This window comes from Mesorhizobium sp. M8A.F.Ca.ET.181.01.1.1 (assembly GCF_004792025.1).
In the GTDB taxonomy this organism is placed as follows: domain Bacteria; phylum Pseudomonadota; class Alphaproteobacteria; order Rhizobiales; family Rhizobiaceae; genus Mesorhizobium.
Map to the genome: position 1 here is coordinate 347,468 of NZ_SRTV01000002.1, position 25,925 is coordinate 373,392.

General features: G+C 62.9%; 24 protein-coding genes. 14 read left to right on the top strand and 10 right to left on the bottom strand.

Annotated features, from left to right (window positions below; genetic code table 11):
* Positions 1 to 3: 3 nt before the first annotated feature.
* A complete protein-coding gene (locus EN824_RS10055; RefSeq protein WP_127280611.1) occupies positions 4 to 612 on the top strand; it encodes a TetR/AcrR family transcriptional regulator in 609 nt (202 codons plus the stop codon).
* A 245-nt stretch (positions 613 to 857) separates the two neighbouring features.
* Here EN824_RS10055 and groL read toward each other — a convergent pair whose 3' ends face one another.
* From groL to EN824_RS10075, 4 genes are all read right to left on the bottom strand, one after another.
* On the bottom strand, positions 858 to 2,513 hold the full coding sequence (gene groL / locus EN824_RS10060) for a chaperonin GroEL (protein WP_135883582.1): 1,656 nt from the start codon (positions 2,511 to 2,513) through the stop codon (positions 858 to 860).
* A 64-nt stretch (positions 2,514 to 2,577) separates the two neighbouring features.
* Complete coding sequence (groES, locus tag EN824_RS10065) at positions 2,578 to 2,874, bottom strand: co-chaperone GroES (protein ID WP_006203049.1); 297 nt, start codon at positions 2,872 to 2,874, stop codon at positions 2,578 to 2,580.
* Between the two features lie 255 nt (positions 2,875 to 3,129).
* Complete coding sequence (locus EN824_RS10070) at positions 3,130 to 4,053, bottom strand: hypothetical protein (protein ID WP_135897763.1); 924 nt, start codon at positions 4,051 to 4,053, stop codon at positions 3,130 to 3,132.
* A gap of 241 nt (positions 4,054 to 4,294) precedes the next feature.
* Complete coding sequence (locus EN824_RS10075) at positions 4,295 to 5,287, bottom strand: class I SAM-dependent methyltransferase (RefSeq protein ID WP_245464485.1); 993 nt, start codon at positions 5,285 to 5,287, stop codon at positions 4,295 to 4,297.
* Here EN824_RS10075 and EN824_RS10080 point away from each other — a divergent pair.
* On the top strand, positions 5,246 to 6,013 hold the full coding sequence (locus EN824_RS10080) for a hypothetical protein (RefSeq protein WP_245520968.1): 768 nt from the start codon (positions 5,246 to 5,248) through the stop codon (positions 6,011 to 6,013). The genes EN824_RS10075 and EN824_RS10080 overlap by 42 nt on opposite strands.
* A 69-nt stretch (positions 6,014 to 6,082) precedes the next feature.
* Here EN824_RS10080 and EN824_RS10085 read toward each other — a convergent pair whose 3' ends face one another.
* Positions 6,083 to 6,709, bottom strand: a complete 627-nt coding sequence (locus tag EN824_RS10085; RefSeq protein ID WP_127280207.1) for a TetR/AcrR family transcriptional regulator — start codon at positions 6,707 to 6,709, stop codon at positions 6,083 to 6,085.
* Positions 6,710 to 6,834: 125 nt separating this feature from the next.
* Here EN824_RS10085 and EN824_RS10090 point away from each other — a divergent pair, with 125 nt between their 5' ends.
* The 4 genes from EN824_RS10090 (at position 6,835) to EN824_RS10105 (ending at position 11,556) form a co-directional block, all read left to right on the top strand.
* Positions 6,835 to 8,022, top strand: a complete 1,188-nt coding sequence (locus EN824_RS10090) for an MFS transporter (RefSeq protein WP_135932196.1) — start codon at positions 6,835 to 6,837, stop codon at positions 8,020 to 8,022.
* A 5-nt stretch (positions 8,023 to 8,027) separates the two neighbouring features.
* Positions 8,028 to 9,308, top strand: coding sequence for a D-arabinono-1,4-lactone oxidase (locus tag EN824_RS10095; RefSeq protein WP_135863892.1), 1,281 nt, complete (start codon positions 8,028 to 8,030; stop codon positions 9,306 to 9,308).
* A complete protein-coding gene (locus EN824_RS10100; protein ID WP_127279705.1) occupies positions 9,305 to 10,450 on the top strand; it encodes a DSD1 family PLP-dependent enzyme in 1,146 nt (381 codons plus the stop codon). Before EN824_RS10095 ends, EN824_RS10100 begins: the two co-directional genes overlap by 4 nt.
* Before the next feature lie 170 nt (positions 10,451 to 10,620).
* Entirely contained in the window at positions 10,621 to 11,556 is a 936-nt protein-coding gene (locus tag EN824_RS10105) for a helix-turn-helix domain-containing GNAT family N-acetyltransferase (RefSeq protein WP_127869705.1), read from the top strand.
* 8 nt (positions 11,557 to 11,564) lie between these two features.
* Here the strand turns inward: EN824_RS10105 and EN824_RS10110 are convergent, their stop codons facing one another.
* Positions 11,565 to 12,398, bottom strand: coding sequence for an AraC family transcriptional regulator (locus EN824_RS10110; RefSeq protein WP_135863895.1), 834 nt, complete (start codon positions 12,396 to 12,398; stop codon positions 11,565 to 11,567).
* A gap of 153 nt (positions 12,399 to 12,551) precedes the next feature.
* On the opposite strand from EN824_RS10110, the gene EN824_RS10115 reads away from it, so the two are divergent.
* The 4 genes from EN824_RS10115 to EN824_RS10130 all read left to right on the top strand — a co-directional run bounded on the left by EN824_RS10115 (position 12,552) and on the right by EN824_RS10130 (position 17,187).
* Positions 12,552 to 13,538 carry an iron ABC transporter permease gene (locus tag EN824_RS10115; protein ID WP_135864282.1) on the top strand — a complete coding sequence of 329 codons (987 nt, stop codon included), beginning with the start codon at positions 12,552 to 12,554 and terminating at the stop codon, positions 13,536 to 13,538.
* Positions 13,539 to 13,687: 149 nt separating this feature from the next.
* Positions 13,688 to 14,167 carry a MarR family transcriptional regulator gene (locus EN824_RS10120; protein WP_135863897.1) on the top strand — a complete coding sequence of 160 codons (480 nt, stop codon included), beginning with the start codon at positions 13,688 to 13,690 and terminating at the stop codon, positions 14,165 to 14,167.
* Entirely contained in the window at positions 14,164 to 15,342 is a 1,179-nt protein-coding gene (locus EN824_RS10125; RefSeq protein ID WP_135932197.1) for an HlyD family secretion protein, read from the top strand. The genes EN824_RS10120 and EN824_RS10125 overlap by 4 nt, the downstream gene beginning before the upstream one ends.
* A 309-nt stretch (positions 15,343 to 15,651) precedes the next feature.
* On the top strand, positions 15,652 to 17,187 hold the full coding sequence (locus EN824_RS10130; protein WP_127278892.1) for a DHA2 family efflux MFS transporter permease subunit: 1,536 nt from the start codon (positions 15,652 to 15,654) through the stop codon (positions 17,185 to 17,187).
* Positions 17,188 to 17,231: 44 nt separating this feature from the next.
* Here EN824_RS10130 and EN824_RS10135 read toward each other — a convergent pair whose 3' ends face one another.
* Both EN824_RS10135 and EN824_RS10140 read right to left on the bottom strand, forming a co-directional pair.
* A complete protein-coding gene (locus EN824_RS10135) occupies positions 17,232 to 17,747 on the bottom strand; it encodes a CAP domain-containing protein (RefSeq protein WP_127869699.1) in 516 nt (171 codons plus the stop codon).
* A gap of 78 nt (positions 17,748 to 17,825) precedes the next feature.
* Entirely contained in the window at positions 17,826 to 19,049 is a 1,224-nt protein-coding gene (locus EN824_RS10140) for a TadE/TadG family type IV pilus assembly protein (RefSeq protein WP_135863901.1), read from the bottom strand.
* Positions 19,050 to 19,300: 251 nt separating this feature from the next.
* Between EN824_RS10140 and EN824_RS10145 the strand changes: the two genes are divergently transcribed.
* On the top strand, positions 19,301 to 20,125 hold the full coding sequence (locus EN824_RS10145; protein ID WP_127278889.1) for a DUF2189 domain-containing protein: 825 nt from the start codon (positions 19,301 to 19,303) through the stop codon (positions 20,123 to 20,125).
* A gap of 4 nt (positions 20,126 to 20,129) precedes the next feature.
* Positions 20,130 to 21,038, top strand: a complete 909-nt coding sequence (locus EN824_RS10150) for a dienelactone hydrolase family protein (protein ID WP_245520969.1) — start codon at positions 20,130 to 20,132, stop codon at positions 21,036 to 21,038.
* 12 nt (positions 21,039 to 21,050) lie between these two features.
* Here EN824_RS10150 and EN824_RS10155 read toward each other — a convergent pair whose 3' ends face one another.
* Together EN824_RS10155 and EN824_RS10160 are read right to left on the bottom strand one after the other, a co-directional pair.
* Positions 21,051 to 21,683, bottom strand: a complete 633-nt coding sequence (locus EN824_RS10155) for a LysE family translocator (protein WP_127278888.1) — start codon at positions 21,681 to 21,683, stop codon at positions 21,051 to 21,053.
* Between the two features lie 121 nt (positions 21,684 to 21,804).
* Positions 21,805 to 23,790, bottom strand: a complete 1,986-nt coding sequence (locus tag EN824_RS10160; RefSeq protein ID WP_189522154.1) for a TadE/TadG family type IV pilus assembly protein — start codon at positions 23,788 to 23,790, stop codon at positions 21,805 to 21,807.
* A gap of 260 nt (positions 23,791 to 24,050) precedes the next feature.
* Between EN824_RS10160 and EN824_RS10165 the strand changes: the two genes are divergently transcribed.
* Both EN824_RS10165 and EN824_RS10170 read left to right on the top strand, forming a co-directional pair.
* Positions 24,051 to 24,911: a TIGR01459 family HAD-type hydrolase gene (locus tag EN824_RS10165; RefSeq protein ID WP_127281228.1), complete on the top strand. Its 861-nt coding sequence runs from the start codon at positions 24,051 to 24,053 to the stop codon at positions 24,909 to 24,911.
* A gap of 6 nt (positions 24,912 to 24,917) precedes the next feature.
* The gene (locus tag EN824_RS10170; protein ID WP_135929173.1) at positions 24,918 to 25,898 is read left to right on the top strand and encodes a bifunctional riboflavin kinase/FAD synthetase; all 981 of its coding nucleotides are present in this window, start codon (positions 24,918 to 24,920) and stop codon (positions 25,896 to 25,898) included.
* Positions 25,899 to 25,925 lie beyond the last annotated feature (27 nt).

The window sequence follows — 25,925 nt, forward strand, 5'->3', positions numbered from 1 at the left end:
GACATGGCGACAGACACACGCACGCGGATGATCGAGGCGACGGCACTGCTTTTGCGGCGGCGCGGCTATCACGGCACTTCGCTCAACGACATTTTGGCTGCCAGCCGCGCACCGCGCGGCTCGCTCTATTTCCATTTCCCGGGCGGCAAGGACCAACTGGTCATCGAGGTGACTCGCGCCAGCGTGGCCGACGTGACCGAGCGGCTGGGCGCCCAACTGGCGACGGAAAGCGATCCGGCGGTCGCAGTCCACCACATTTACCAGTCTGTCGCCCGCATGCTGGAGGACAACGAGTTTTCGCTCGGCTGCCCGATCGCGCCCGTCGTGCTCGATGCGCCGAACGACGTGCCCGAGCTCGAAGAGATCTGCCGCTCAGCTTTCGAGCAGTGGATCGGCCTGCTGCGGCAGGCCTTCGTCAGGGCAGGGGTGCCCGAGCGTCGCGCGCATGCTTTGGCGCTGCTGGTCGAATCGTCGCTGGAAGGCCTGATGGTGATTGCCCGCGCCACCCGCGACCGCTCGTCACTCAACGCCGTGGCCGACGAAGTGGCTGCACTCGTCGAGCAGGCCGTGCTCGCCGGCAAGGTGGCGCAGCAGGCCGAGAGCGCCGCTTAAGAAAGGCAGGTGCCGGCCGAGTTAACTGCCAAAACGAAAAAGGGCGGCATTTCTGCCGCCCTTTCCGTATGCATAAAGCCAAGTTGGCTGGATTGAAGTCCATGCCGCCACTCAAGCCCGCTAGGGGGCTTGAGCAACTTGGATTCATGGGCGTGCTTTATGGACTTCTTAGAAGTCCATGCCGCCACTCAAGCCCGCTAGCGGGCTTGAGCAACTTGGATTCATGGGCGTGCTTTATGGACTTCTTAGAAGTCCATGCCGCCCATGCCGCCCATGCCGCCGCCGCCCATGCCGCCAGGCATGCCGCCGCCAGCCGAGTCCTTCTTCGGAGCTTCGGCGATCATGGCTTCGGTGGTGACGAGCAGGCCGGCGACCGAGGCCGCGTCCTGGAGGGCCGTGCGCACGACCTTGACCGGATCGACGATACCCATGGTGATCATGTCGCCATATTCGCCGGTCTGGGCGTTGTAACCGAAGGTCGCGCCCTTGTTCTCGAGGATCTTGCCGGCAACGATCGAAGCTTCCGCACCAGCGTTCGACGCGATCTGGCGGGCCGGAGCCTGCAGCGCACGACGCACGATGTTGATGCCAGCGGCCTGATCGGCGTTGGCGCCGGTCGACTTGATGTTGGCCGAAGCGCGCAGCAGGGCAACGCCACCGCCAGCAACGATGCCTTCTTCCACGGCCGCGCGGGTCGCGTTGAGGGCGTCATCGACGCGGTCCTTCTTTTCCTTGACTTCGACTTCCGTCGCACCGCCGACGCGGATCACGGCAACGCCGCCGGCGAGCTTCGCCAGACGTTCCTGCAGCTTCTCCTTGTCGTAGTCCGAGGTGGTCTCTTCGATCTGCTGCTTGATCTGGGCAACGCGGCCCTGGATCTCGGCCTTCTTGCCGGCGCCGTCGACGATGGTGGTGTTCTCCTTGGAGATCGACACCTTCTTGGCGCGGCCGAGCATGTTGAGGCCGACGTTCTCGAGCTTGATGCCGAGGTCTTCCGAGATGACCTGGCCACCGGTGAGGATGGCGATGTCTTCCAGCATGGCCTTGCGGCGATCACCGAAGCCCGGCGCCTTGACGGCGGCGATCTTCAGGCCACCACGCAGCTTGTTGACGACCAGCGTGGCCAGGGCCTCGCCTTCGACGTCTTCCGAGATGATGAGCAGCGGCTTCGAAGTCTGCACGACGGCTTCGAGGACCGGCAGCATGGCCTGCAGGTTGGAGAGCTTCTTCTCGTGCAGGAGGATGTAGACGTCCTCGAGCTCGGCGACCATCTTGTCGGCGTTGGTGACGAAGTAGGGCGAGAGGTAGCCGCGGTCGAACTGCATGCCTTCGACGACTTCCAGTTCGGTCTCGGCGGTCTTGGCTTCCTCGACCGTGATGACGCCTTCGTTGCCGACCTTCTGCATCGCTTCCGCGATCATCTTGCCGACCGACTCGTCGCCATTGGCCGAGATCGTGCCGACCTGGGCGACTTCCTCGGAGGTCTTGATCTTCTTGGCGGCCTTGCCGAGCGCAGCGACCACTTCGGTGACGGCGAGATCGATGCCGCGCTTCAGGTCCATCGGGTTCATGCCGGCGGCAACCGACTTGTGGCCTTCCTGGACGATCGACTGCGCCAGAACGGTCGCGGTCGTGGTGCCGTCGCCGGCGATGTCGTTGGTCTTCGAAGCAACTTCGCGGACCATCTGCGCGCCCATGTTCTCGAACTTGTCTTCAAGCTCGATTTCCTTGGCGACGGTGACGCCGTCCTTGGTGATGCGCGGGGCGCCGAACGACTTGTCGATGACGACGTTGCGGCCCTTGGGGCCGAGCGTGACCTTCACCGCGTCGGCGAGGATGTTGACGCCGCGCAGCATGCGCTCGCGGGCGTCGCGGGAGAATTTTACGTCTTTGGCAGCCATGTTTTAGCTCCTGGCAGGGGCTCGGAAAGAGCCCGAAAATTCAAGTTGAGGGTGAGGCCGATAATCAGCCGATGATGCCCATGATGTCGGATTCCTTCATGATCAGAAGGTCTTCGCCATTGAGCTTGACTTCGGTGCCCGACCACTTGCCGAACAGGATGCGGTCGCCGGCCTTGACGTCCAGGGGGACCAACTTGCCAGCTTCGTCGCGGGCGCCGGAGCCGACGGCGATGATTTCGCCTTCCTGCGGCTTTTCCTTCGCCGTATCCGGGATGATGATCCCGCCGGCGGTCTTGGATTCGGATTCGACCCGGCGAACGACCACGCGGTCATGAAGCGGGCGGAACTTCGACTTTGCCATTTTTTCTTCCTCGATGAGAACAGTGAGAAACAGTTCCTCCATCCGGCGAAGCCGGACATGTGGTTAGCACTCACCAAGGGCGAGTGCTAACGTGGCGCTGAAATAGGCGTGTGGCCCTCGAGAGTCAAGGCGCGCGGCAAGGGGCGTCAGCGCGAAATTTTGCTCTTGCCGCATCGTCGCGACGAATGCGGCGGTTATCGGCCGCGATCTGGCAGAATGGTGGTCAGTTCGATGGAAGCGCTGGGCATCGATTGTTCAATGCCCAAGGCGTAGGCCGATCTCCTGGGTTTCTAGATCCACCAGGAGGCTGTTCCTTTCGAAAAACCGTATCCCGACGATGTTATGTTCAAGACCCGGTACAATCTCCACTTCGGGCTTGTAGGTGGTTGTAAAATTCCAATCGTCCTGACCTTCGGTTTTCACCGCAACCTTCGTGCCGGCGTCTAATGACCTATACGGTTTGGACGTGTCGGTCGGGACCATAATGGTTGAGTTCCCTGTGTCGTATAGCGTTGGCCGACAATTGGGTTTGGAGTTCCATGAGAGGCAGGATTCAAAGGTTGGGAAATTGTAGCGCGGGTTGGCCTGTTTCCATTTCTGCATCTTGAAAGTCTTCTTTACGTCATCCGGAACGCCGATGTGCAAGGCTCGAACCTCAGGGCAATTGCCCTGCTCGTTTGTGCATGGCTTCCACGTGCTGCCGATCGGGGAGAGGTAATAACCTCTGTGCAGGACTGTCCCTACGCTTACAGCGGCCATCGGCGACCTGATCATCTGATTTGGCCCATCGCCTCCAATGGGCGAGATGCCAAAAATGCCTTTTGGCCAGAGCGGACCGCCGACAATTTCACCTGTGTCACGTCTGACTTGCTTGTAGCGAATGAGGAACGAGACCCGCCTGTCCGTGGAAGCCGATGAGACCGGCGAACCAAAAGTCACGCGCGCTGAAGCCACATTTCCATACTCATCGTAGGTGCCATAATGCATGACTACCTTCTTGGTGGTGACAAGTATCCCATCGAACTCCCGACTTTCTGTAATCTTAATGCCGTCCTCGGAACAGAGTTCGGCGGGGAGCGCCGATAGACACTCGATTGTCATACCACTAGACCCTGTATCCAACAAAATCGGCTGATCGATTTTCCGATTTCCTAGGGAAATAATATTCACATAAAGCATGTGAATGTTCTGTGGATTTCCGGGGTACTCTAGTTTCGTCAATGGAATAGCCGTTGGGCCGTCGTCAGCTTCAGATGAAGCGGGCGAATAAATGAGTGCGCAAAATAGGGTCGACAGCACCGCCCCAGATATCTTCATTTCCTTACCGTGTTTCTAATCGATAGATTTCATCGGGGCCGAACATGGAGTATTGCATGGCGTTTTGCAATTTCCGTCTCTTTCAGTGCACGCTGCTGTAGACTCAAACTTTCGGCGACCGCAGCACCAGAAGCGGGCATCTCTCGGCGAGCCCGTAGCCGCCGGTTGGAGCAATGCGGACGTCGTTGAAGAATGCTTCCGCCTCGGCCACGAGCTGCGCTGGTGGTGCAAAACTGTAGATGGCCGTGGAGTTCCGGTAAACGTCGATGGTGGCGATGACAGGCAGGTCCCAGCCCGTCCGCGCGGAAAGTTCCTGGCGGTCAGGGAAGAGTGCATCGAACCTTTCCGCGATCGTCCTGACTGGAATCGCATGGTCGGGAGCGCGGCCTGTCGCGGTCATGGCGACGCGCCATTTGAGCTCGTGGAAAGTGGAGACACCGCCAGAAAGCGCAAGCGCCTGCACCGCTGCCGGATCGTCCGGTGTCTCGGGACCAGCGAAGAGACGCAGGCCCGCGCGGCCATCAGGGCGCAGCACGCGGGCGATTGCCGCGAACAGCGCTCGGCGCGCGGTAGAAAGCCCGAGCACCGACAGGCAGCCGTCGCCGATCACCGCATCGACGCTTGCATCGGAAACCGGCAGGTCGAGCCAGTCGCCTTTGACAGCCTTTCGCGACGCAGTGTCGCCTGGCCAGATTCCAGCGATCATGTCGGAGGATTCGTCGACGGCCATCATGGTCGCGCCGAGCCCGGCGAGCTCCGGAGTCACACCGAGCAGAACGACATGCGCCTCCGAAAGGTCGAGCTCGCGATGGTAGGTTTCCACCGCTTCGGCGGGAGGCCGCAGCGGCGGTCCGAGCAACTTCCAGTGCCCTCGAATGGCATTCCAATGATCAGTCATCCCTGGCCCCAAGCCGGCATTGTATTCAAATGCATAATCGAGGACGCTAATGAAACCAAGTGCGGGGGGCGCATGACACGCATCGCGGTTATTACACATGAGTTCGACAGGTTCGAACGCCGGCGCGGCCCGCTGTTGCGCCGCGACAGTCCCTACATGCTCTTTGATTTGCTGGAAGAACTGAAACGGCGCGGCCATTCCGTCCGCATACTCTCAGGAACGTCGGCGAAGCCGGAGGCCGATATAGCGGTGCTGCATGTCGATGCGACCGTGACGCCACCCGAATATGTCGAATACGCGCGCGCTTTTCCCTTCTGCCTGAACGTCGGGGCAGCCGACATCTCCAAGCGCCGTGTCAGCGGCGCCGTGATCGGCAGGGATGACGACTGGCCAGGGCCGGTCATCGTCAAGAGCAATCTCAACAATCTGGGAATGCGTGAGCAGTCGCTTAACCGGCGATCGCGACGTGCCGGAAAGCCGGAGCCATTTCCCGGCGTCGAGCTTATCGAGGGCTACCACGTCTGTACGTCCCTTTCGGATGTTGCGCCTGCGGTGTTCGACCGAAGGGATCTCGTCGTCGAAAAGTTCATTCCCGAGCCGGAACCGGACGGCTTTGGCGCCCGCTTCTGGACATTTTGCGGGGAGCGCGAGCGCTGCACCCGCCATGTTTCGCCACAAAGCCTGGTCAAAGGCGACGACACGATCCGTCGTGAGCCGGTTCCGGTTCCCGAGGAGCTGCGCGCGCTGAGGCGCGAACTTGGCTTTGACTATGGCAAGTTCGACTTTGTCATGCACGAGGGCAGGGCGGTGCTGCTTGACGCCAACAAGACACCCGGCGGCGCCAGCAATCTTTCTGCCTTTCTCGCCGCCGGCAATGCCAATCTTGCCGACGGCTTCGAAGGCCTCATCCGCGAGTTCACATAACCGGCGTCCTGACATTCATGTCGGCAGTCACCCTCTTATTCGGCGTGGCTTCACGACGATCATCAGGGCTTACAAGAACACCCGCAACTGGGTGTGGATGATCGACCGGTAGTCCTCGATCGTGCGCCGGCCTTCTTCCTCATCTTGCGTCAGGGCCAGGCGCACGACGCCGCCGGCAAGCTGGAAGATCAGAAAGACCAGCCGTGCGAACGCCTCGCGCTGCTCCGCCTGAAGCATCGGACCGACGTGGTCGCAGAATATCTTCGACTGATGTCTCGTCTCGGCGATGTCGAGATGCTGCAGCGCCTTGTCGGCCTGGATGGCATTCTGCAGGTCCTGAATGGCCGGGTCAGCCGCGACACGGCTGTAGTAGTCGTTGAGCAGGCGGTCCGCGGCGCCGGTCACGTCGCCCAGCCCCTGGATTTCGGCGATGATCGCGCCGAAGCGCGCCCGGCTGACCTCCGAGAACCGCTCATAGAGCATCGCCAGGATCGCCGACTTGTTGGGAAAGTAATGGTAGACGGTGGCGATCGGCCCGCCCGCCAGCATGCCGACCTCCTTCATGGTGACGGCGTCGATGCCCTTCTCGCCGATCAGCCGCATCGTCGTCGACAGGATGGCGTCGATTCGTTCGCGGCTGCGCTCCTGCTTGGGTCTGCGCCTGGGCTCGGTGGCCGTTCGACTTGCTTCCGTCATGCACCGATCTTTCGCCCGGGGTTCCCGAATTCCGGTTGACAAAAAATATGATCAAGTATCAGTTTCTTAAATGCTGACAGATTGTCAGCTTTTCTGCCGCGCGGCAAGGACGTTGGGAGGCGCCTTTGACTTCGACAAGCACCGGTCTTCAAGGCGATGGCGACTGGCTGGTCGGCAATCCGACCGGCGGCCAGCTTGCCTCGGCCTTGTGGATCGGGTCGGTCGGCCTGCTCATCCTCGGCCTGCAGCCCGTCCTGCTCGGCGCGCTCTATACCGAGGGCCATGTCAGCGGTGACGAGCTGGCACTGGTCGCCACCGCCGAGATGATCGCCATCGCGATCGGCTCGGCGATCGTCGCGATGCTGCTTTCCGCCCTCAACATGCGCTGGAAGAGTGCGGCCCTGCTGCTGCTCTTGGCGCTGGCCAATGTCTGGACGGCCTATGCCGCCGGCGCCAACACGCTGATGGCGGCTCGCGCGCTGGCCGGCCTCGCCGAAGGTGGCCTTGTCGCGGTCGCCACCGAACTGATCGCCCGTTCGCGGCGCGCCGAACGCATCGGCGGTTTTTTCGTCACCATGCAGACGCTGGCGCAATGCGCTCTTGCCTTGCTGCTGGCGCTCTATGTCATTCCCGCCGCCGGATCGGCGGGCGGCTTCCTCGTTCTCGCGGTCGTCTGTGTCGCGTCGTTCGTGGTCGCCTTCATTGTCCCCGCCGACTATGCCGACCTGCCGAAGGACGAGAACCTCGCCAATGTGCTGACGGGTCCCTCTATCACCGCGCTGTTGTCGGTCTTCTGCTACTTCATGTTCTTCGGCGCGGTCTGGGCGTTTTTGGAACCTCTCGGCGCCCAATTCGGCATCGATGGCCGCACCGTCGGGCTGATCGTCTCGGCCAGCCTCGCGGCGCAGGTGCTGGGCGCGATGACGGCGACCGTGTTCGAGGCGCGCATCGACTATCGCCTTGCCATCGCCGCGATCGGCATCGTCGCGCTTGCCGCCTCGCTCGTGCTTGCCGGTGGACCTGGCCTCGCGACATTCTGGGTCGCCGCCCTGGTCATGGGTTTCATCCTGCTGTTCATCGTGCCCTACCAGATCCGGCTGGCGATCACCGCCGACGAGACGCGCACCGCCGTGCTGCTGGTGCCGGCCGCCCAGCTTTTCGGCCTGGCGATCGGGCCGGTCGCGGCGTCGTTGCTCATCGACGGCAAGGATTTTCGCCCGGTTCCGGAATTCGCCGCCGCGAGCGCCGTCGCCAGCGTGGCGCTGCTCGGCCTGTTTGTCCTCGTGGCGCGGCGTCGCCGGGCTATTGCGTGAGCGGCATGTCGAGCAGCTGGAGCAACTGGTCGGGCTTCGTCACCGCCGAGCCGCGGCTGCTTGCCAGCCCGGCCGATGCTGGCGAGCTCGGCGATCTCATTCGCACCGCGCCCGGTCCGGTCCGCGTCGTCGGCGCCGGTCACTCCTTCACGCCGCTGGTGAAGTCGCAAGGCACCATCCTGTCGCTGGAGAAGCTGGAAGGGCTGGCCTCGCATGACGCGAAAAAACATCAGGCGCGCGTGCGGGCAGGGACGCGGCTTGGTTCGCTCATGCACATTTTGCAAGGCATCGGCCAGGGCCTGCCCAACATGGGCGACATCGACCGCCAGGCGATAGGCGGCGCGCTGGGCACGGCTACCCATGGCTCGGGGCCGACGCTCGGTGCGTATCACACGCAGCTGGAAACGGTTCAGATCGTCGACGGGCTTGGCAAGGTCCGCGAGTTCAAGCGGGAAGGGGATCAGGAGACGATCCATGCCATCAGCGTCGCGCTCGGTGCCTTCGGTGTCTTGAGCGAAGTGACGCTGAACAACATCGCGACCTACCGGCTGCGCCGCCGCAAATGGGTGCTGCCGATCGGCGACATGCTGCGCGATTTCGAAACGATGATGGCCGCCCATCGCTCGGCCGAATTCTATTACATTCCATTTTCCGGTTACGCGCAGTTCATCGCCAGCGACTTCAGCGCCGAGGCCACGACGACGCGCCCGACCGACGATGATGAGGGCTCGTTGCGCACGCTGCGCCGCTTGCGCACCGGGCTTGCCTGGCTGCCGTCGCTGCGCCGCCGGCTGATCCTGGGCGCGGTCGCCAAGGTGCCGGCCGAGGATTATGTGCAGGACTGGCTCAACGTCTATGCCAGCGACCGGCAGACCAGGTTCAACGAAATGGAATATCATCTTCCCTTCGAGGAGGGGCCGAAGGCGCTGGCCGAGATCATCGAACTGACCGAGAAGCATTTTCCGGAAGTCTATTTCCCGATGGAGGTGCGGTCGGTGGCATCGGACGAATTCTGGCTCTCGCCCTTCCACAAGAGGCTCACCTGTTCCATCGCCATCCACCACGACGCGGCGAACGATCCGTTGCCATTCATGCGCGCGGCCGAGCCGATCTTCCGCAGATATGGCGGCAGGCCGCACTGGGGCAAGATGCACAGCCTGAAAGCGGCCGACCTGAAAAAGCTTTATCCGCGTTGGGACGATGCGATTGCGGTGCGCCGCGACATCGACCCGCACAACCGTTTCGTCTCGCCCTATATCGCCGATCTCTTCGGCATCGACCAATGAAAGCCTATTTCGCCTCGCTTTCGGATGCGCTGAAGCAGGCGGGCATCTTCCAACCCTGCCTGCTGCTCGACCGCGACCGGTTGGACAGCAACATCGCCCTGGTGAAGCAAAGGCTCGATCCCCGCCTCGCCGTGCGGCTGGTCGACAAGTCGCTCGCTTGCCTGCCGTTGCTTGCCCATATTGGCAAGGCGCTTGGTACCCACCGCTTCATGACCTTCCACCCGCCGATCAGCGAGGCGGTGCTGAGCGCGTTTCCGGATGCGGACCTCCTCTACGGCAAGCCGATGCCGGTCGGCGCGGCAAGGGCGGCGCTTTCCAAGGGGAACGCAGCCGGGTCGAGGGTATGCTGGCTGATCGATACACAGCAGAGGCTGACGGAATATGGCGCGCTCGCCGACGAACTCGGCGTCGAGCTGCGCATTGCTTTCGAAATCGATGTCGGACTGCATCGCGGCGGCTTCGCCGAACCGGAAGCCCTCTCGCAGGCGTTGAAGGCGCTGCCGGCCCACAAGCGGCTGCGCTGCGAAGGCGTCATGGCCTATGAAGCGCATGCGCCGCATATACCCGGCCTGTTCGGCGGGCCGGCGAGGGCATTGGCGCAAGCCTCGGAACGAGCCGCCGCTTTCGTGGCGCGCCTCGGCATGGACCAGCGCCATATCTTGAACATTGGCGGCAGCAAGACAGCGCTGCTTCATCATGGCGGCGCTGCCAATGAAGTGTCGATGGGCTCGGCCTTCGTGCTGCCCGGCGATTTCGATACGCCGGGCCTCGACGGCTTTCAGCCGGCGGCCTTCATTGCGACGCCGATCCTGAAAGTGGTCGAGCCGATGCTGCCCGGCCCGCCGGCGGTTTCGCGTCTGCTCCAGGCGCTCGGCCGGTTTCCGCGCAAGGGTTGCTATCTCTATGGCGGCAAATGGATGGCCGAACCGGTGTTTCCCGAAGGCATGACGACGAACGGCCTGCTTGGCCTGTCCTCCAACCAGCAATTCATGGGCCTGCCCGCCGAGGCCGTTGTCAGGCCCGGCGACCATGCGTTCCTGCGGCCGACGCAGAGCGAAGCCGTGCTGCAGCAGCTCGGACCGATCGCGGTGCTTTCCCGTGGCAGGATCGTCGACCGCTGGCCGGTGCTGCCGATGGGGTGACGTTTCGGCGTTCGCCACTGGCGCCTGCATTTGCGATGTCGTGATTCTAGGGGCTGCGCTCCTCTTCGCTCCTTCTCCTAGAATGACGAAGTTGTGAAGCGCCTCGTTGCAATGACTTTATTGACTAAGTCAACTAAATGATTGATCCTGTCCACGACAGGAGGACTGCCATGACGATCCACGACCACCCCGGCAAGGAACGCATCGACGCAGTGCGCGCCTTCAACCGCTTCTACACCCGCCAGATCGGTGTGCTCGACGAAGGTTGGCTGAAAAGCACCTTTTCGCTTACCGAGGCGCGGGTGCTCTATGAGCTTGCCCATCGCGACGGGCTCGTCGCCAGCGACCTGGTGCGCGATCTCGGCCTCGACCCTGGCTATGTCAGCCGTTTGCTCAAAAAATTCGAGGAGCGCGGTCTGGTCGAGCGCGAAGCCACCGAAGCGGACGCGCGCCGCGCCTCGATCGCGCTGACGCCGGCGGGCAGGGAAGCCTTCGCGCCGCTCAACCAGGATTCGCACGACCAGGTGCGAGCGCTGCTCGATCGACTGGCGCCCGTCGACCAGGATCGGCTGGTCAAGGCCATGCGCATCGTTCAGGACCTGCTCGGCGACAGACCCGAACCAAAGGTGCCTTACATCCTGCGGCCGCTAGAGGTTGGCGACATCGGCTGGGTCACGCGCCGCCAGGGCATGCTCTACGCGCAGGACTATGGCTGGGACGAAACCTATGAGGCGCTGGTCGCTGAGATCCTCGGCGAGTTCGTAAAAAAATTCGATCCGAAATGGGAGCGCGGCTGGATCGCCGAGCGGGAAGGCGAGGTCGTCGGCTCGGTCTTCGTCGTGCGCAAGTCGGATCAGGTGGCCAAGCTGCGGCTGCTCTATGTCGAACCGTCGGCGCGGGGCCTCGGCATCGGCAAACGGCTGGTCGAGGAATGCATCGGCTTTGCCCGCGCCAGGGGGTACAAGACGCTGACTTTGTGGACCAACGACATTCTGACCGCGGCCCGGCACATCTACCAGGCGGCCGGTTTCAAGCTGACCGAGGAAGAGCCTCACCATTCCTTCGGCAAGGATCTGGTTGGCCAGAACTGGGATCTGGAGCTGTAGCGGCGCCTCTATGCCTTGACCGGCACCCAGATCTCCAGCCCGCCATTACCGGTGCGGGCATCGAATTCGGGCCCATAGCGCTCGAATTCCGGCGCGTCGGCGATTTCATGGCCGGAGGCCGGGAGCCAGCTGTTCCAGATCGTGTTGATCGTGCGCCGGATGGTCGAGATGTGCTCGCGATGCGTGAAAACGGCGTATTTCCGCGCCGGCACATGCACCCGGTAGAATTCCTTCGGCAGGTCGGAGAAGTCCGACACCTCGACGCCGACGACATAGTCGAAATTGCCGGCATCGTCGCCATTGAGGCAGACACCGTAGAAAACGCCTGGGACTTCGCCGGGGATGTTGCCGATATAAGGGCTGAAACGCTGCCACTGCATCGGAATGCCGGCGCTCGATTCGCAGCTGTAGCGCTCGCCGAAGCCGGCGATGAGGAAGGCTCGGCTGGTCTCGAAGCGCGGTGGTTCAAGGCTGGTGAGCAGGGAATGGTCCATCAGGATAGGCTCCACGAGATCGAGTGTCTTGGTCGAACCTTGCGCGCGCACCAGTTCCGGCGTGGTGCCGAACTGGTCGCGGAAGGCACGGGTGAAAGCCTCATGCGAGTTGTAGCCGGCGTCGAGCGCGACGCACAGTATGTCGGGCGCGCCGCCGGCGAGCCTGCGCGCCGCCTCGGTCAGCCGGCGCGAGCGCATGTAACCCATGACGGAACGGCCGGTGGCGGCGCCGAAGGCGCGCGTCACATGAAAGCGCGACACGCCGCTGCTGTGGGCGACGTCGTCGAGCGTAACAGCCTCCGGCAGATGGCTTTCGACAAACCATAGCGCTTTCTCGGTCGGGTTCATGTGCTCCTCGCATGTGGCGTCTTCACTCTGGCGCCTCGTTGCCCGGCCAGTTTGATCGAAATTGCGCATGGCGCAAAATCGAAAACGGCAACGCTGACAGGCGTGGACGCAAAGTCCGTCCGCGCCCATGCCGACGGCAGGCTTGCTCGGGCCATGACGGCGGGCGCGGTGGCGCTCGTCGCTCTCGCGCTGCTGTCGATCGCTTATGGCTCGACGCTGATACCTCTGAGCGATGTCATCGCCGCCCTTGGCCGTGCCGTCGGACTGGACGAGCCTGAGATATCGGGCCCGGTCGGCAAGATCGTCGTCGACCTGCGGCTGCCGCGCACGATCCTGGCGATCTGTGTCGGCGGCGGGCTGGGCATCGTCGGCGCGCTTTTGCAGACGGTGACCCGTAACGATCTTGCCGACCCCTCCCTGTTCGGCCTGTCGTCGGGGGCCGCCGCCGGCGCGGTTTCCGTCATTACCGTGTTCGGCGACAGTTTCGGCATCTGGACCTTGCCCGTGGCTGCGTTCACTGGCGGCATCCTCGCCGCCTCCATCGTGCTTTTGCTGGTGGCGCGGGTGAGGGGGCAAGGTCCTGAGCGGCTGATCCTCGCCGGTCTTGCCGTTTCCTTCATGTTCACGGCCTTGACCAATTATCTGGTTTTTGCCGGTGACCAGCGCGCGGCTCATTCGGTCCTGTTCTGGACCATGGGCGGGCTCGGGCTGGCGCGCTGGGACAATGTATGGCTGGGGGCGGTGGGCGCCGGCACGATCGCGGCCTACGGGCTGTGGAGCCATCGCAGCCTGGACGCTTTCCTCGCCGGTGAGAGCGCCGCCGAGAGTCTAGGCGTGCCGGTGGCGCGCATGCGCAGGACGACATTTCTCGTGGCCGCTTTCTCGACGGCAATCCTCGTCTCGGTCGCCGGCGTGATCGGCTTTGTCGGATTGATGATACCGCATCTGTCGCGGCCGCTGGCCGGTCCACTGCATCTGCGCCTGATCACAAGTTGTGCGCTGTTCGGGGCGGTGCTGCTGCTGGCAAGCGATCTCCTGGCCCGAACCTTGCTGCCGCCGCAGGAACTGCCGATCGGCATCATCACCAGCTCGCTCGGCGCGTTCTTCGTCGTCACCATGGTTGTCCGAAACCGCCTGTGAAGACGTGCCCTCCGAGCGTTGTTGCGCACCGGTACACGTTCATCTGCCGCTAACCAGGATCGGATTGCAGGCCTGCCATGCGCATTTTGCCGGCTTTCATCGCGCTGTGGCATCTTGAATAGTAAGCACGCTTATTATATCTATCGCTTATGGTTTCAGATGGCATCGACAGATTGGGATTTTTGATCCACGACGTGCAGCGCCTGATGCGCAAGCGCTTTGAGGTGCGCGCCAGCGGGCTGGGCCTGTCTTCGGCGCAATGGCGGCTTCTGGTCCGCGTTGCCAAGGAGGCGGGCGTAGCGCAGGCGCGGCTCGCCGAACTGCTCGAAATCGAGCCGATCAGCGTCTCACGCCTGGTCGACCGGATGGAGGAGGGCGGCTGGATCGAACGCCGCTCCGACGCGGCCGACCGGCGCGTGCGCATGATCTTCCCGACCGAGAAGGCGAACGCGGCCTATGCGGACGTCAAGAGCCTTGCTGGCGAGGTCTATGAGGAATCGCTCAGCGGCGTTTCGCCCGAAGATCGACGCGTCCTGATCCGGGCGCTGGATGTGATCGTACAGAATCTGACGGACGGCGAAGCTTCGTCGCTCGAAAAGATCAAGAGTGCGGAAGGTGCGGCAGCATGAACGCGGTAGCCAAGGTCGAAGAAAACGCTCCCAAGGTGGAGATGGAAGCGCCTGCCCAGCCGGCCGCCGCTCCCGTCGCGGTCGAACCTCCCGTGCAGCCGGCCCCGGCGCCGAAGAAGAAGCGCCGCATCGGTCGCTTCTTCCTGATGTTCGCCTTGCCGGCGGCATTGATCGTCGGCGGCGGCTATGTCTGGGTGACGGGCGGGCGCTACCAGGAAACGGAAAACGCCAATCTGCAACAGGCCAAGGTGTCGATCGCCTCCGACACGGCCGGTCGTATCGTCCAGGTCGCCATATCGGACAATCAGACGGTGAAGAAGGGCGATCTCCTGTTCGCCATCGACCCGGAGCCCTACCGGATCGCGCTTGGGCAGGCCGACGCAGCGGTGGCTGCCGCGCGCCTCAATGTCGAGCAACTACGCGCCGCCTACAGCCAGGCGTTGGCGCAGGAAAAATCCGCCAGCAGCGAAGTTGCCTATGCGCAGTCGCAATATGACCGTGCCGCCGATCTTGCCCAGAAAGGGATCAATGCCAAGTCTTCGCTGGATGAGGCCAGGAATGATCTCGACAAGGCCAAGCAGCAGCTTGCCGTTGCCGATCAGGGCATCGTCAGCGCCAAGGCGGCACTTGGCGGCAATCCCGATATCGAGACGGACAAGCATCCGACCGTGATGTCGGCACTCGCCGCGCGCGACAAGGCTGCCTATGATCTGGCGCAGACCACGGTGAGAGCACCTGCCGATGGTCTTGTCTATCAAGCCGCATCCTTCAAGGTCGGCCAGTATGTCGGCTCCGGCACACCGTTGTTTGCGCTGGTCGAGACCGGCGACACCTGGATCGACGCCAATTTCAAGGAAACCCAGCTCACCAACATGAAGCCGGGTCAGAAGGCGGAGATCGTGGTCGATACCTATCCGGGCAGGACCTTCGAGGCGACCGTCAAGGCCATCGGTGCCGGCACCGGCGCGGACTTCTCGCTGCTGCCGGCCCAGAACGCCACGGGCAACTGGGTCAAGGTCACCCAGCGCATTCCGGTCCGCCTGGAACTGACCGATCCCGACGCCAGGATGGCGCTGCGCACCGGCATGAGTGCTTCTGTCACCGTCGACACCGGCGTGGCACGCGGCTGGCCGTCGATCTTCGGTCACGCCACGGCCGGCGAGCCCGCGCGGTAAGACAGCGGAAGCCCGCAGGGACCGGGCGGGTGGAAGCGAGTTTGCAGGATTGGTCTGATGGGAGGGGTGGGAAGAGATCAGTGTTTGGGCGAGCCGCATGGCAGCTGTCCAAAGGTCTGAAATCTTCGACACGGTCCCGTCGGTCCTCAAGTTTCCGGGCGGCAGCGTCCGCTCAGCTGGAGACATTCGGTCGATGTAACCCCCACATCGACAATCGCGTCCCACCGCGATGAAGGTCTCTCGACGGAAGGCTTCGCCGCCCGGAAACCCGTTGTACACGTTTCTGTTACTGTCTGGAAGTTCTTCGCCATGAGCACGCCTGAACCGTTCAAAGAAGTGCCACATCGTGGCCTGATCACGGTGGCGCTCATGCTGGCGACGGTCATGCAGGCGCTCGACACCACGATCGCCAACGTCGCGCTCCCGACCATGACCGGCGATCTCGGCGCTTCGCCCGACAACATCAACTGGGTGCTGACCTCCTACATCGTCGCCGCCGCCATCATGACGCCGGTCACCGGCTGGCTCGCCGATCGCTTTGGCCGCAAGGAGCTGTTCCTGGCGGCGGTGGTCGGCTTCACCATCTTCTCGATGTTGTGCGGCCTGGCGTGGAGCCTGGAAACCATCGTGCTTTTCCGGCTGATGCAAGGTGTGTTCGGCGCCGCGATCGTGCCGCTGTCGCAGACCTTCCTGCTCGACATCAACCCCAAGGAGCGCCACGGCCAGGCGATGGCGATATGGGGCGCCGGCATCATGCTGGGCCCGATCCTCGGCCCCACCCTCGGCGGCTGGCTGACCGAGAATTTCAACTGGCGCTGGGTGTTCTTCATCAACCTGCCGGTCGGCATCCTCGCCTTCCTTGGCATGGCCGCCTATCTGCCGGCTGTTGCCCGGCGGGTGCGCAGCTTCGATTTCTTCGGCTTTGCCATGATATCGCTCGGCGTCGGCGCGTTGCAGCTGATGCTCGATCGCGGTGGCGAGGTCGACTGGTTTTCCTCGGTCGAGATCTGGATCGAGCTTGGTCTTTCGATCACCGGTTTCTGGGTGTTCATCATTCACACGGTGACATCGGAACATCCCTTCATCGATCCGAAGATTTTCCTCGACCGCAATTTTGTCACCGGGCTTGCATTCATCTTCGTCATGGGCGTGCTGATCCTGGCTTCTATGTCGCTGCTGCCGCCGATGCTGTCGACCATCTTCGGTTATCCGACCGTCACCATCGGCATCGTCATCGGGCCGCGTGGCGTAGGCACGATGATTTCCATGCTCGTCGTCGGGCGCATCATGGGCAAGATCGATGCCCGAATTCTGGTCGTCATCGGCTTCCTCCTGACCGCGCAGTCGCTCTACACCATGGCCAGCTTCACCCCACAGATGGACAACTGGCTGATTCTCAGCTCCGGCGTGATCCAGGGCCTGGGCATGGGAATGGTGTTCGTGCCGCTGTCGACTGTTGCCTTCGCCACGCTCGATGCCCGCTACCGCACCGATGCAACCTCGTTGTTCAGCCTGGTGCGTAATCTTGGCTCGTCGATCGGCGTCTCGGTCGTGACGGTGCTGCTGGTGCGCAACACGCAGATCAACCACGCCGAGCTTTCGGCCTTCATCAACCCGTTCAATCCCAATCTCTGGGCTGTCTCGCCGGCGGCCGCCGGCGGCGACCCGACGGCGCTGTCGCAGGTCGATCGCATGGTCAATCTCCAGGCGATGATGATCTCCTACGTCAACGACTTCAAAATACTGATGATGATGACGCTGGCCGCCATCCCGTTCGTGCTTCTGTTGCGCAAGCCGAAAACGGCACCGGCCGGCGGCGGCGCGCCAGCCGCCCATATGGACTGATGGAGCGGCCGCTCGCCAGGGGATGTCCGCCGGCGATATCTTTGCTACCTGCCGAGCACCAGCGACCAGTAGCGCAGGTTGGGGTCGCGGCCGTCACGGACATAGGCAAGCCCGAAGCGGCTGAAGTCCGGATCGAGTATGTTGCGCCGGTGTCCCTGCGAATGCATCCAGATATCGAACAGCTTCTGTTGGTCGAAGCGGCCGGCCGCGATGTTCTCGGCCGCGGCGCCGTGTACGCCGTTGTCCTTCATGCGCGAGGCGAAATCCTTGCCCCAGCCGGTGGTGTGGCTCATGTTTTCACGCTGCGCCATGTAGCCGGCCTGCTGGAGTGCTGCTTGCTCAAGCTGTGCGTCGGAAACAAGCGGCCCCAGCCCGGCGGTCGCGCGCAGGCTGGCCAGCGTGCCGGTTGCCGAGGAGGAGACCCCGGCGCCTTGCCCGGTCGGCAGCGAAACGGTGCCGCAGGCGGCCAGCCCGAGCAAGGCCGCGAGGCCGGCCGTCTTGAGCCAGGTGCGCCTATTCAGGTTCGCGATCCGGTCGCTTTCGAGTCTTGAAGTGGTCATGCCTGCCTGAGATAGTCGTGATCATGGCTTTTGCCGGGCAGGGTGATGAAAATCTGAAATCGAATGGCGGTCAGCCGCTTATTTCACAAGCGTGATGAGGCGGCCGGCATACATCTCGCGATTTCCGAACACGGCCGTGCAGTCGGTTTTGATGGACGAGTTGCCTGTCATCTGCACGGTCAGGCCAACAAGCCTCAGACAGTCGCCCTGACCGCTCATATCCGAGTTGCCGGCAAAGGAAATGGCCGCATCTGGCGCATAGACGAACCCGCTGATCACGGAATTCGCGCCGCCATTCAGCGTCAAGGCCGATGTGTTGCCATGGTTCTCGAAAATGGTGATGCCTGCGTAGGGGCCGCTGGTGGCCGGGGAAAGGTCCACCTTTTCATTGGCATTTATGTAGATCTGTGCGCCCTCCATCAGGAATATGGTGACGCCGTGGCCGGTCAGGCTGCCGTTGCCGCCCGGTTTCAAGGTCACGCCGCGCAAAATGTAGACGCCCGGGTTGAGCGTGATATTTCCCGACAATGTCTTGTCGCAATAGGTGCCGGGCGACAGCGTGTAGGTTTTGCCGTTCGGGACCGGCAGGCAGAATGTGTAGGGAGGAGGCACGATGTCGGCCAGGGGATCGAAGGACGCATATTGATGTTCGAGCGGCGCGCCGCAGGCGAGATTGGCACTGGGCGGTAAAAGCCCGGAAGTGCCGCCGACGGTCGAGACGCAACCCGCCGAAACCTGAGCGGAACCGCCTCTGCTGACGGCATCGGACGCGTCCGAGTTTGCCGCGATCACGCAATTGCTCATGGCGACGTCGGTCGAGCCCTGCAGGCTTGCCGCGGCCGACGCATGCGGATCGAGCGCCAGCACGCAGGCCTGTGCACCCGGGTGCATCTTGACCGTCGCCGACCGGTGAGCTGGCCAGGGGGCCGCGCCATTGATGAAGCTCGGACGGTTGATGCCTGACGAAAGCGAGATGTAATAGGCGCTCGGGTCGCCGCTGGCTGTGGCCGAAAAAGCGGAGATGCTGTCTGAATATTCCTGTTGATCGGCGACGCTCATATTGGCCGCAAAGAATGTCAGCCCAAGCCCTTGGACATCACTCGCGCTCATGCTGGGCAGGTACTTCGTGCCGACGGCAAGCCCAGCCGCGTCCAGCGAGTTCTGCAATTGCGCGGCGTCATCGCTCGTGCCTGTCAGGTCGAGGGTGCCGGCGACGACGGCCATTATCGGCAGCAGCGCTATGGCGGTCGCCATGGCAAAATTGCCGTGCTCCGAAGACCAGAAGCCCTTCAACGTGAACATCGCCCCTCGCCACGGTTTGAAAAGCTCAGGTGATACACCTTGGGGTCTCTACGAGTAATTTAAGCAATAGCTAAAATGCATAGATTCTAAGATGAACTCGGTGGTTCGCCAAACCAAGGCCGCCCAGCAGGCATAACGAGACGCGGCGACAATCCCGGGAAGATCGGATATGATGCCAGCGTTCTTGAAGTGGCAGCTACGGGCGGCCACCCTAGGCGGTGACCGCCCCCCGAGAAAAACGGAGGTAGGTTATGGCCGGCTTTCATGTCATGGCGGACGCGCACGGGATGCATGTGCAACCCGCGGTCCGCCGCATTTCCACGCCAGACCTCTGGGACGCATTGAGACTTGGCGCCGAGGACTTCTGGGCCAAGCCCTCGCATTACGTGTTCCTGTGCCTGATCTATCCGGTTGTCGGCCTGATCCTGACGCGGTGGACCTCCGGCTCCAACGCCATCCAACTCGTCTATCCCTTGATGTCGGGCTTTGCCCTTGTCGGCCCGTTCGCCGCGATCGGGCTCTACGAGATCAGCCGCCGGCGCGAGCTCGGCATGAATACCAACTGGCGGCACGCCCTCGACGTGCGCCGCTCACCGGCGCTGCCCTCGATAGCGGCCATCGGCATCATGCTGTTCGCGCTGTTCCTGCTGTGGCTGTTCACGGCGCAGTCGATCTACACCAGCCTTTTTGGCAGCGAGCCGCCGGCTTCGGTCGGGGCCTTCCTGCGCGATGTGCTGACGACCAAGAAGGGCTGGACACTGATCCTTCTCGGCAACGCGGCCGGCCTGGTCTTCGCGGTGGTCGTGCTGGCGACCACGGTCGTTGCCTTCCCGCTTTTGCTTGATCGTGACGTCGGCGCCGTTTCGGCGATTGAGACCTCGGCCCGGGCGGTCATGGCAAATCCGCTGCAGATGGCGCTCTGGGGTCTGATTGTCGCGGTGCTGCTGGTGATCGGCTCTATCCCGCTGTTTGCCGGTCTCGCCGTCGTCATGCCGATCCTCGGCCACGCGACCTGGCACCTCTACCGCAAGGTGGTCGAGCCCGCGCAGATCCGGCCCCCGCGCCGTCCGATGTGAGCAAGTGTCCGGCCCGGTCAACGCGGTCAAAGGACAAACCGAAGCCTGGCTGACGATGGGCAAAGTGTTGGATTTGCTCAAAGGAGTTGGCCTGGCGTGCCTTTGTCTTGCCGGCGACTTCGATGCGGCGCCCGCCTGGGCCGACGAGATGGTGCAATTTGAAAGCGCGGCCGTGAAGCCGACGCCGTTTCAGGAGCGCAATGCGCAGGAAAGAGGCGAGACCACGAAGTTTGTTCCCGGCATTCCGCTGCGAGGATATCTGACACGCCCTCCGGGTGAGGGGCCGTTCCCGGCTATAGTCGCTCTGCACGGATGCGCTGGTGTGCTTGCGAATGACAGGCAGGTTTGGCCGCAGCGGCTGTCTTCCTGGGGTTATGTTGTTCTCGTTGTCGACAGCTTCGGCACGCGCGGCACAAAGGATACCTGTCACAGCCTGCTCTCCGATCGCGTCTATGACGCCTACGGCGCCCTGGAGTTTCTGTCGAAAGCCAGTTTTGTCGACCCGCGACGCATCGCATTGATGGGGTTCTCCGCCGGCGGCATCGCAACGCTCGAGGCGGTCCAGCTTGGTGGCGCAGAGCGGCTGATGCAGCACAAATTCAGCGTGGCGATCGCCTACTATCCGAACTGTTCGGTGGCGAGCGGTAACATGGCTGTGCCGACATTGATCCTGATTGGAGAGCTTGATGATTTCAGCCCCGCCCAGAAATGCCGGGAGATGGTGGCGCAACGCAGGGACAAGGGAAGCCCGGTGCAGCTAAACGTCTACGAGGGTGCCCGGCACGCGTTCGACGCCGAGGAGTTCAAGACCGGCGTCGAGGCCTACGGCCACCGGGTCGAGTACAATGCGGCTGCGGCCGATCGATCGGAAAGCGACGTGCACGCCTTCCTGAAGCAGGCCTTCGGCGATTGACGCCAGGCGGCCTCAACGCTGCGCGTCGGTCGCCATCTTCAGCGCCAACGCCGTCAGCACGGTTCCCATCATCCAGCGCTGGATCACCAGCCATAGCGGCCGTCCGGCGAGGAAGGTGGCGATCGAGCCGGCGGTCAGCGCGATGATGGCATTGACGCTGAGGCTGATCGATATCTGCGTCGCGCCCAGCACCAGGAGCTGCGACAGGACATGGCCCTTGCCGGGACTGATGAACTGCGGCAGCAGCGACAGATAGAGAACGGCCACCTTGGGATTGAGCAGATTGGTCATCAATCCCATGGCGAACAGCTTGCGCGGCCGGTCCTTCGGCAGGTCGCGCACCTGGAACGGCGAGCGCCCGCCGGGTTTCACCGCCTGCCAGGCCAGCCACAGGAGATAGAGCACGCCGGCAAAGCGCAACACGTCATAGGCATAGGGCACCGCGATCAGCAGCGCCGTGATGCCGAACGCGGCCGACAGCACGTAGAACAGGAAGCCGACCGCAACGCCGCCAAGCGAGATCAGTCCGGCCTTCGGCCCTTGCGACAGCGAGCGCGAGATCAGGTAGATCATGTTGGGGCCTGGCGTCAGCACCATGCCGAGGCAGACCAGCGCGAAGGCGAGATGGTTGGCGGTGTCGGGCATTGTTCGTTCCCCAGCGTGCCGCGATGGATGAGGGACCGCGCGGGCGGTCAATCTGTGCCCGTCACGGCGGGCGTCTGCAAGGGCTTGACGCCGCCAGGCGTTGCGCCAGGAACGATCCTGGTTAGCCGACCACGCGCAGGTTCGACAGTTCGTTGCCGATTTCCTTGAAATCGTTTGCCAGGCTGGCGCCGGTCGCATTCCAAAACAGCTTCGCCGGTTTGCTCGGATCCGTCGCATCCTTGCGGAAGCGCGAATTCGACGAGCAGGATTTCAGCGCATCGATCGCCAGCTTGTCGCTGGCCTTCGTCGTCGACAGGTCGAGCGCCACCGTCATCACCATGATGTTGGCTGCCTTGGCGTTGTTGCAAAGCGTGGCCATCTGCTCGTTGAGCGCGTTGGTGTAGTTGCCGTTCGAATAGTCCAACTGACCGATGGCGCTCGACGTGCCCATGAACAGGCGGCCGACCGAAGTGCCGTTGTAACCGGGGTTGAGATAGCCGTAGGACGCATAGGTCGATTTCGAATTGGCGGGATCCGAGTAGCCCAGCGAGGAAGGTGTGTAATAGGTGTTGGCGCCGTCGGTCAGCACGATCACCACCTTGTCGTTGCCTCTTTCGGTTTCTGGGCGCCCTTGCGTGAACGGCTCTCCGCTCGAAACCACCCGCCAGCCCCAGGCCATGCCCTCGGGGACGTTGGTGCCGCCATTCGGCTGCATCAGGTCGATCGCCGCCTTGATCGAGGTGAGCCCGTCGGCGACGCTGACATCGGTCAGCGGCGTGATCGGGTTGGTGGTGCAGCTGTAATTCGGCCCGTTCCCGGCGGGCAGCGCCGGCGCATCGATCGGCCGCGGCTGGAAATACTTGGCCATGTTGCGCAGCCGCGATTGGCCGCTGCTGCTCGATGGATCGTCGTTCCACCAGCTGTTGACGGCGCCATAGGTTGCCGGCGCGGCCTCGTCGGGATCCTGGGTGAGCTTCCAGTGATTGCCCGGTTCGTCGGGGGCGAACATGGGCACGAACATCGTTGCCGGATCGCCGACGCCGATGCCGGTGTTGGCCGAACCACCGGACGGCGTGGCGTCGTTGATGTTGTAGGGGTAGGGCCTGGCCTCGACGCAGCCTTGCCAACTGGCGAACGGACCATAGGAATCGATATAGTCATATTCGTCGTGGCTGCTTTTGCAGGTGTTGTTCGAATTGTATTGGTCGCACACGACCCGTTTGCTGTTGACGACCCGCTCGTGGTTGGTGACGACCTGCATGTCGCGGTAGAGCGAGAACCGGGTCAGCATCTGGCCTTCCCCGGTTCCCCAGCCGGTCCCGCGCTTGTACCAGATGCCGTTGGTTTGCTGGGCGTACTTGTTGGCGGCGTTCAGCGTCGACCAGTCGAAATTCTCGTTCGACACCGGCGACAACCCTTCGGTGTCCATCCACGACGCGTTGCCATTCCCGGGGCCGACATTGACCGAGGCGGCAAAAGGCACGAGGCCGAATTGCACCGGCTTGTCGACCTGCTTGATCATGATCGCCTGCTGGGCCAGCGTGTCGACCAGCTGCTTGGAAGCAGTCTTGAGAAGATCGATGCGCTTTTGCCCCGAGCCCGTGCCGAGCGTGGTCATCGATCCGGAATTGTCGAGCACCAGGGCAACTTCCAGCGTGTTCTTCAGCCGCACCTGCGAGCTGACGTTGAAGCTGAGCCTCTGGTTCGCATCGGTCGCCGATTTGCCGACGAATTGGGCGAAGGCGGGGTAGAAATAGGGTTTGTAGTTGAGCTGGGCGGTCATGGTGAGCAGGCCGCCGCCGCTGGTGTTGCTTGGCAAGATGACGTTGAGCGTGGCGCTGGCGGGATCGATATCGTTCAAATTGGCGTTGAAGAAGTCGAGCGCATAGGCTCTCAACTGGTCGTCGGTCGCACCTTCCGTCAGCCGGCGGGCCGTAGCGAAGTTGGCGGCGTCGAGCGCGTTCATCAACATCTGCTTTTCGCGGTTCATTTCCGTGAAGTCGACAGCGAGCGCCAGACCGCCCATCAGCGGCACCATCGCCACAACCGTCATAAGAGCATAGTTGCCGCGCCTGTCGCGGCGGAACTGACGCCAGATTTCATGCATGTCTTGAAGCGGCCCCCGCCGACGAATTCTCGGTCGGCGCGAGCTTCCCACAGAACGCTGAAGGACGGGTTTGGGAAACCGCTCTATTGCTTGGTTGGCGCTTCACCAACCGCTAACCAATCAAAGGCCGCGGCTTGCGCCGCAATTCGTGCCGATGCGGGTGAAAGCTGGTGACAGCATGGGCCGGTTCGGATAATTCGAACCGGCTGCGGCGAACCGTCGGCCGCCGCACCCGCAACGATCATACTGAAGGAAACGGCATGGCGGATTCGCCCGAAATCGTCGGCTCGCTCGAAGACGTGTCGAAAGCCTATTCGGCAATTCTCTGCGACGTCTGGGGCGTGGTGCACAATGGCGAGTGGCATTTTCCGGCGGCCGCGGCCGCGCTGGCGGCGGCAAGGGCGACCGGCACTCCTGTCGTTCTGATCACCAATTCGCCACGCCGCAGTGCTGATGTCGTGGCACAGATGAGCGTGATCGGCGTTCCGCCGTCAGCCTATGACCGTGTGGTGACCTCGGGCGACGTGACCCGCGACCTGATCGCGGAGGGCCCACGCAAAGTCTTCCACATCGGCGCCGACCGCGATTTGACCCTTTACGATGGCCTCGATGTCGAACTCGTCGAGGAATTCGAGGCCGCCGGCGTCGTGTGCACCGGGCTGTTCGACGACGAGGTTGAAAAACCCGAGGATTATGCCGACTTGCTGCGCCGGTTGCGCGCCAGGAACTTGCCATTCATCTGCGCCAATCCCGATATCATGGTTGAGCGCGGCGAACGGATCATCTGGTGCGCCGGTGCACTCGCACGCGACTACGCGCAGCTCGGCGGCCGCACGCTGATCGCCGGAAAACCCTATGCGCCGATCTACGAGGTCGCGATGAAGGAGGTGGCCGAGATCCTCGGCCGGCCGGTTGAGCGTTCGCAAATACTGGCGATCGGCGATGGCATGATGACCGACGTCAAGGGCGCGGCCGACAATGGTTTCGACGTCCTCTATGTCTCCGGCGGCATTCACGCCCGCGACTACGGCGATCCATCCCGGCCGGATCCGGCAAGGCTTGGGCTCTTCCTGGAGCGGCACGGCTATCGTCCGGTGGCCGTCATCGCAAGGCTGCAGTAGGTGGCAATGGTCGCGTTCCAGCATCTTGCGACAACCGCGCCGCTGCCCGCCGATCTGCGAGGCGGCGTCGTTGCGATAGGCAATTTCGATGGCGTCCACCGTGGCCACCAGGCCGTTCTCGAACGGGCATTGGCGGAGGCCAAGCGGCGTGGCGTGCCGGCCCTGGTGCTGACCTTCGAACCGCACCCGCGAACGGTTTTCAAGCCTGATTTGCCGCTTTTCGTGCTGACGCCGCCACCGATGAAGGCGCGGCTCTTGTCGCTGCTGGGCTTTGCCGCGCTCGTCGAGCAACCTTTCACGCGCGATTTCGCCTCGCTGTCGGCGGAAGCCTTCGTCACCGATGTGCTGGAGAGGACGCTGGGCATCACCCATGCCGTGACCGGTTTCGATTTCCATTTCGGCAAGGACCGCCAGGGCGGGCCGGCCTATCTGATGGCTGCCGGCGAGCGCCATGGCTTCGGTGTCACACTCGTCGACGCCTTTCGCGACGAAGGCGCCGAGGTGGTTTCGTCGAGCCGCATCCGTGCCTTGCTTTGCGAGGGCGAGGCGGCCGGGGCCGCCGGTCTGCTCGGCTATCGCTTCACGGTGGAAAGCGAGGTTGTCGGCGGCCAACAACTCGGGCGAACGCTCGGCTTTCCCACCGCCAACATGAGGCTTCCGGCGGCAGCCACGCTCAAGGAAGGTATTTACGCCGTCCGCTTCCGGCGCGCCGACGGCACGCTGCACGACGGCGTCGCCAGCTTTGGCCGCCGCCCGACCGTCGACGACAACGGCGCACCGCTCCTGGAAACCTTCGTCTTCGATTTTTCCGGCGATCTCTATGGCGAGACTTGCGAAGTGTCGTTCTTCGGCTTCCTGCGCAGCGAGATCAAGTTCGACGGGCTCGATGCGCTGGTGGCGCAGATGAAGCGCGATGAAGCCGAGGCACGCGCGCTGCTTGGCGGCGTCAAGCCGCTGTCCAGCCTGGACGCCGCGGTGGCGTTCTGAAGCATGACCCCGAAATGGGGAAGGCGA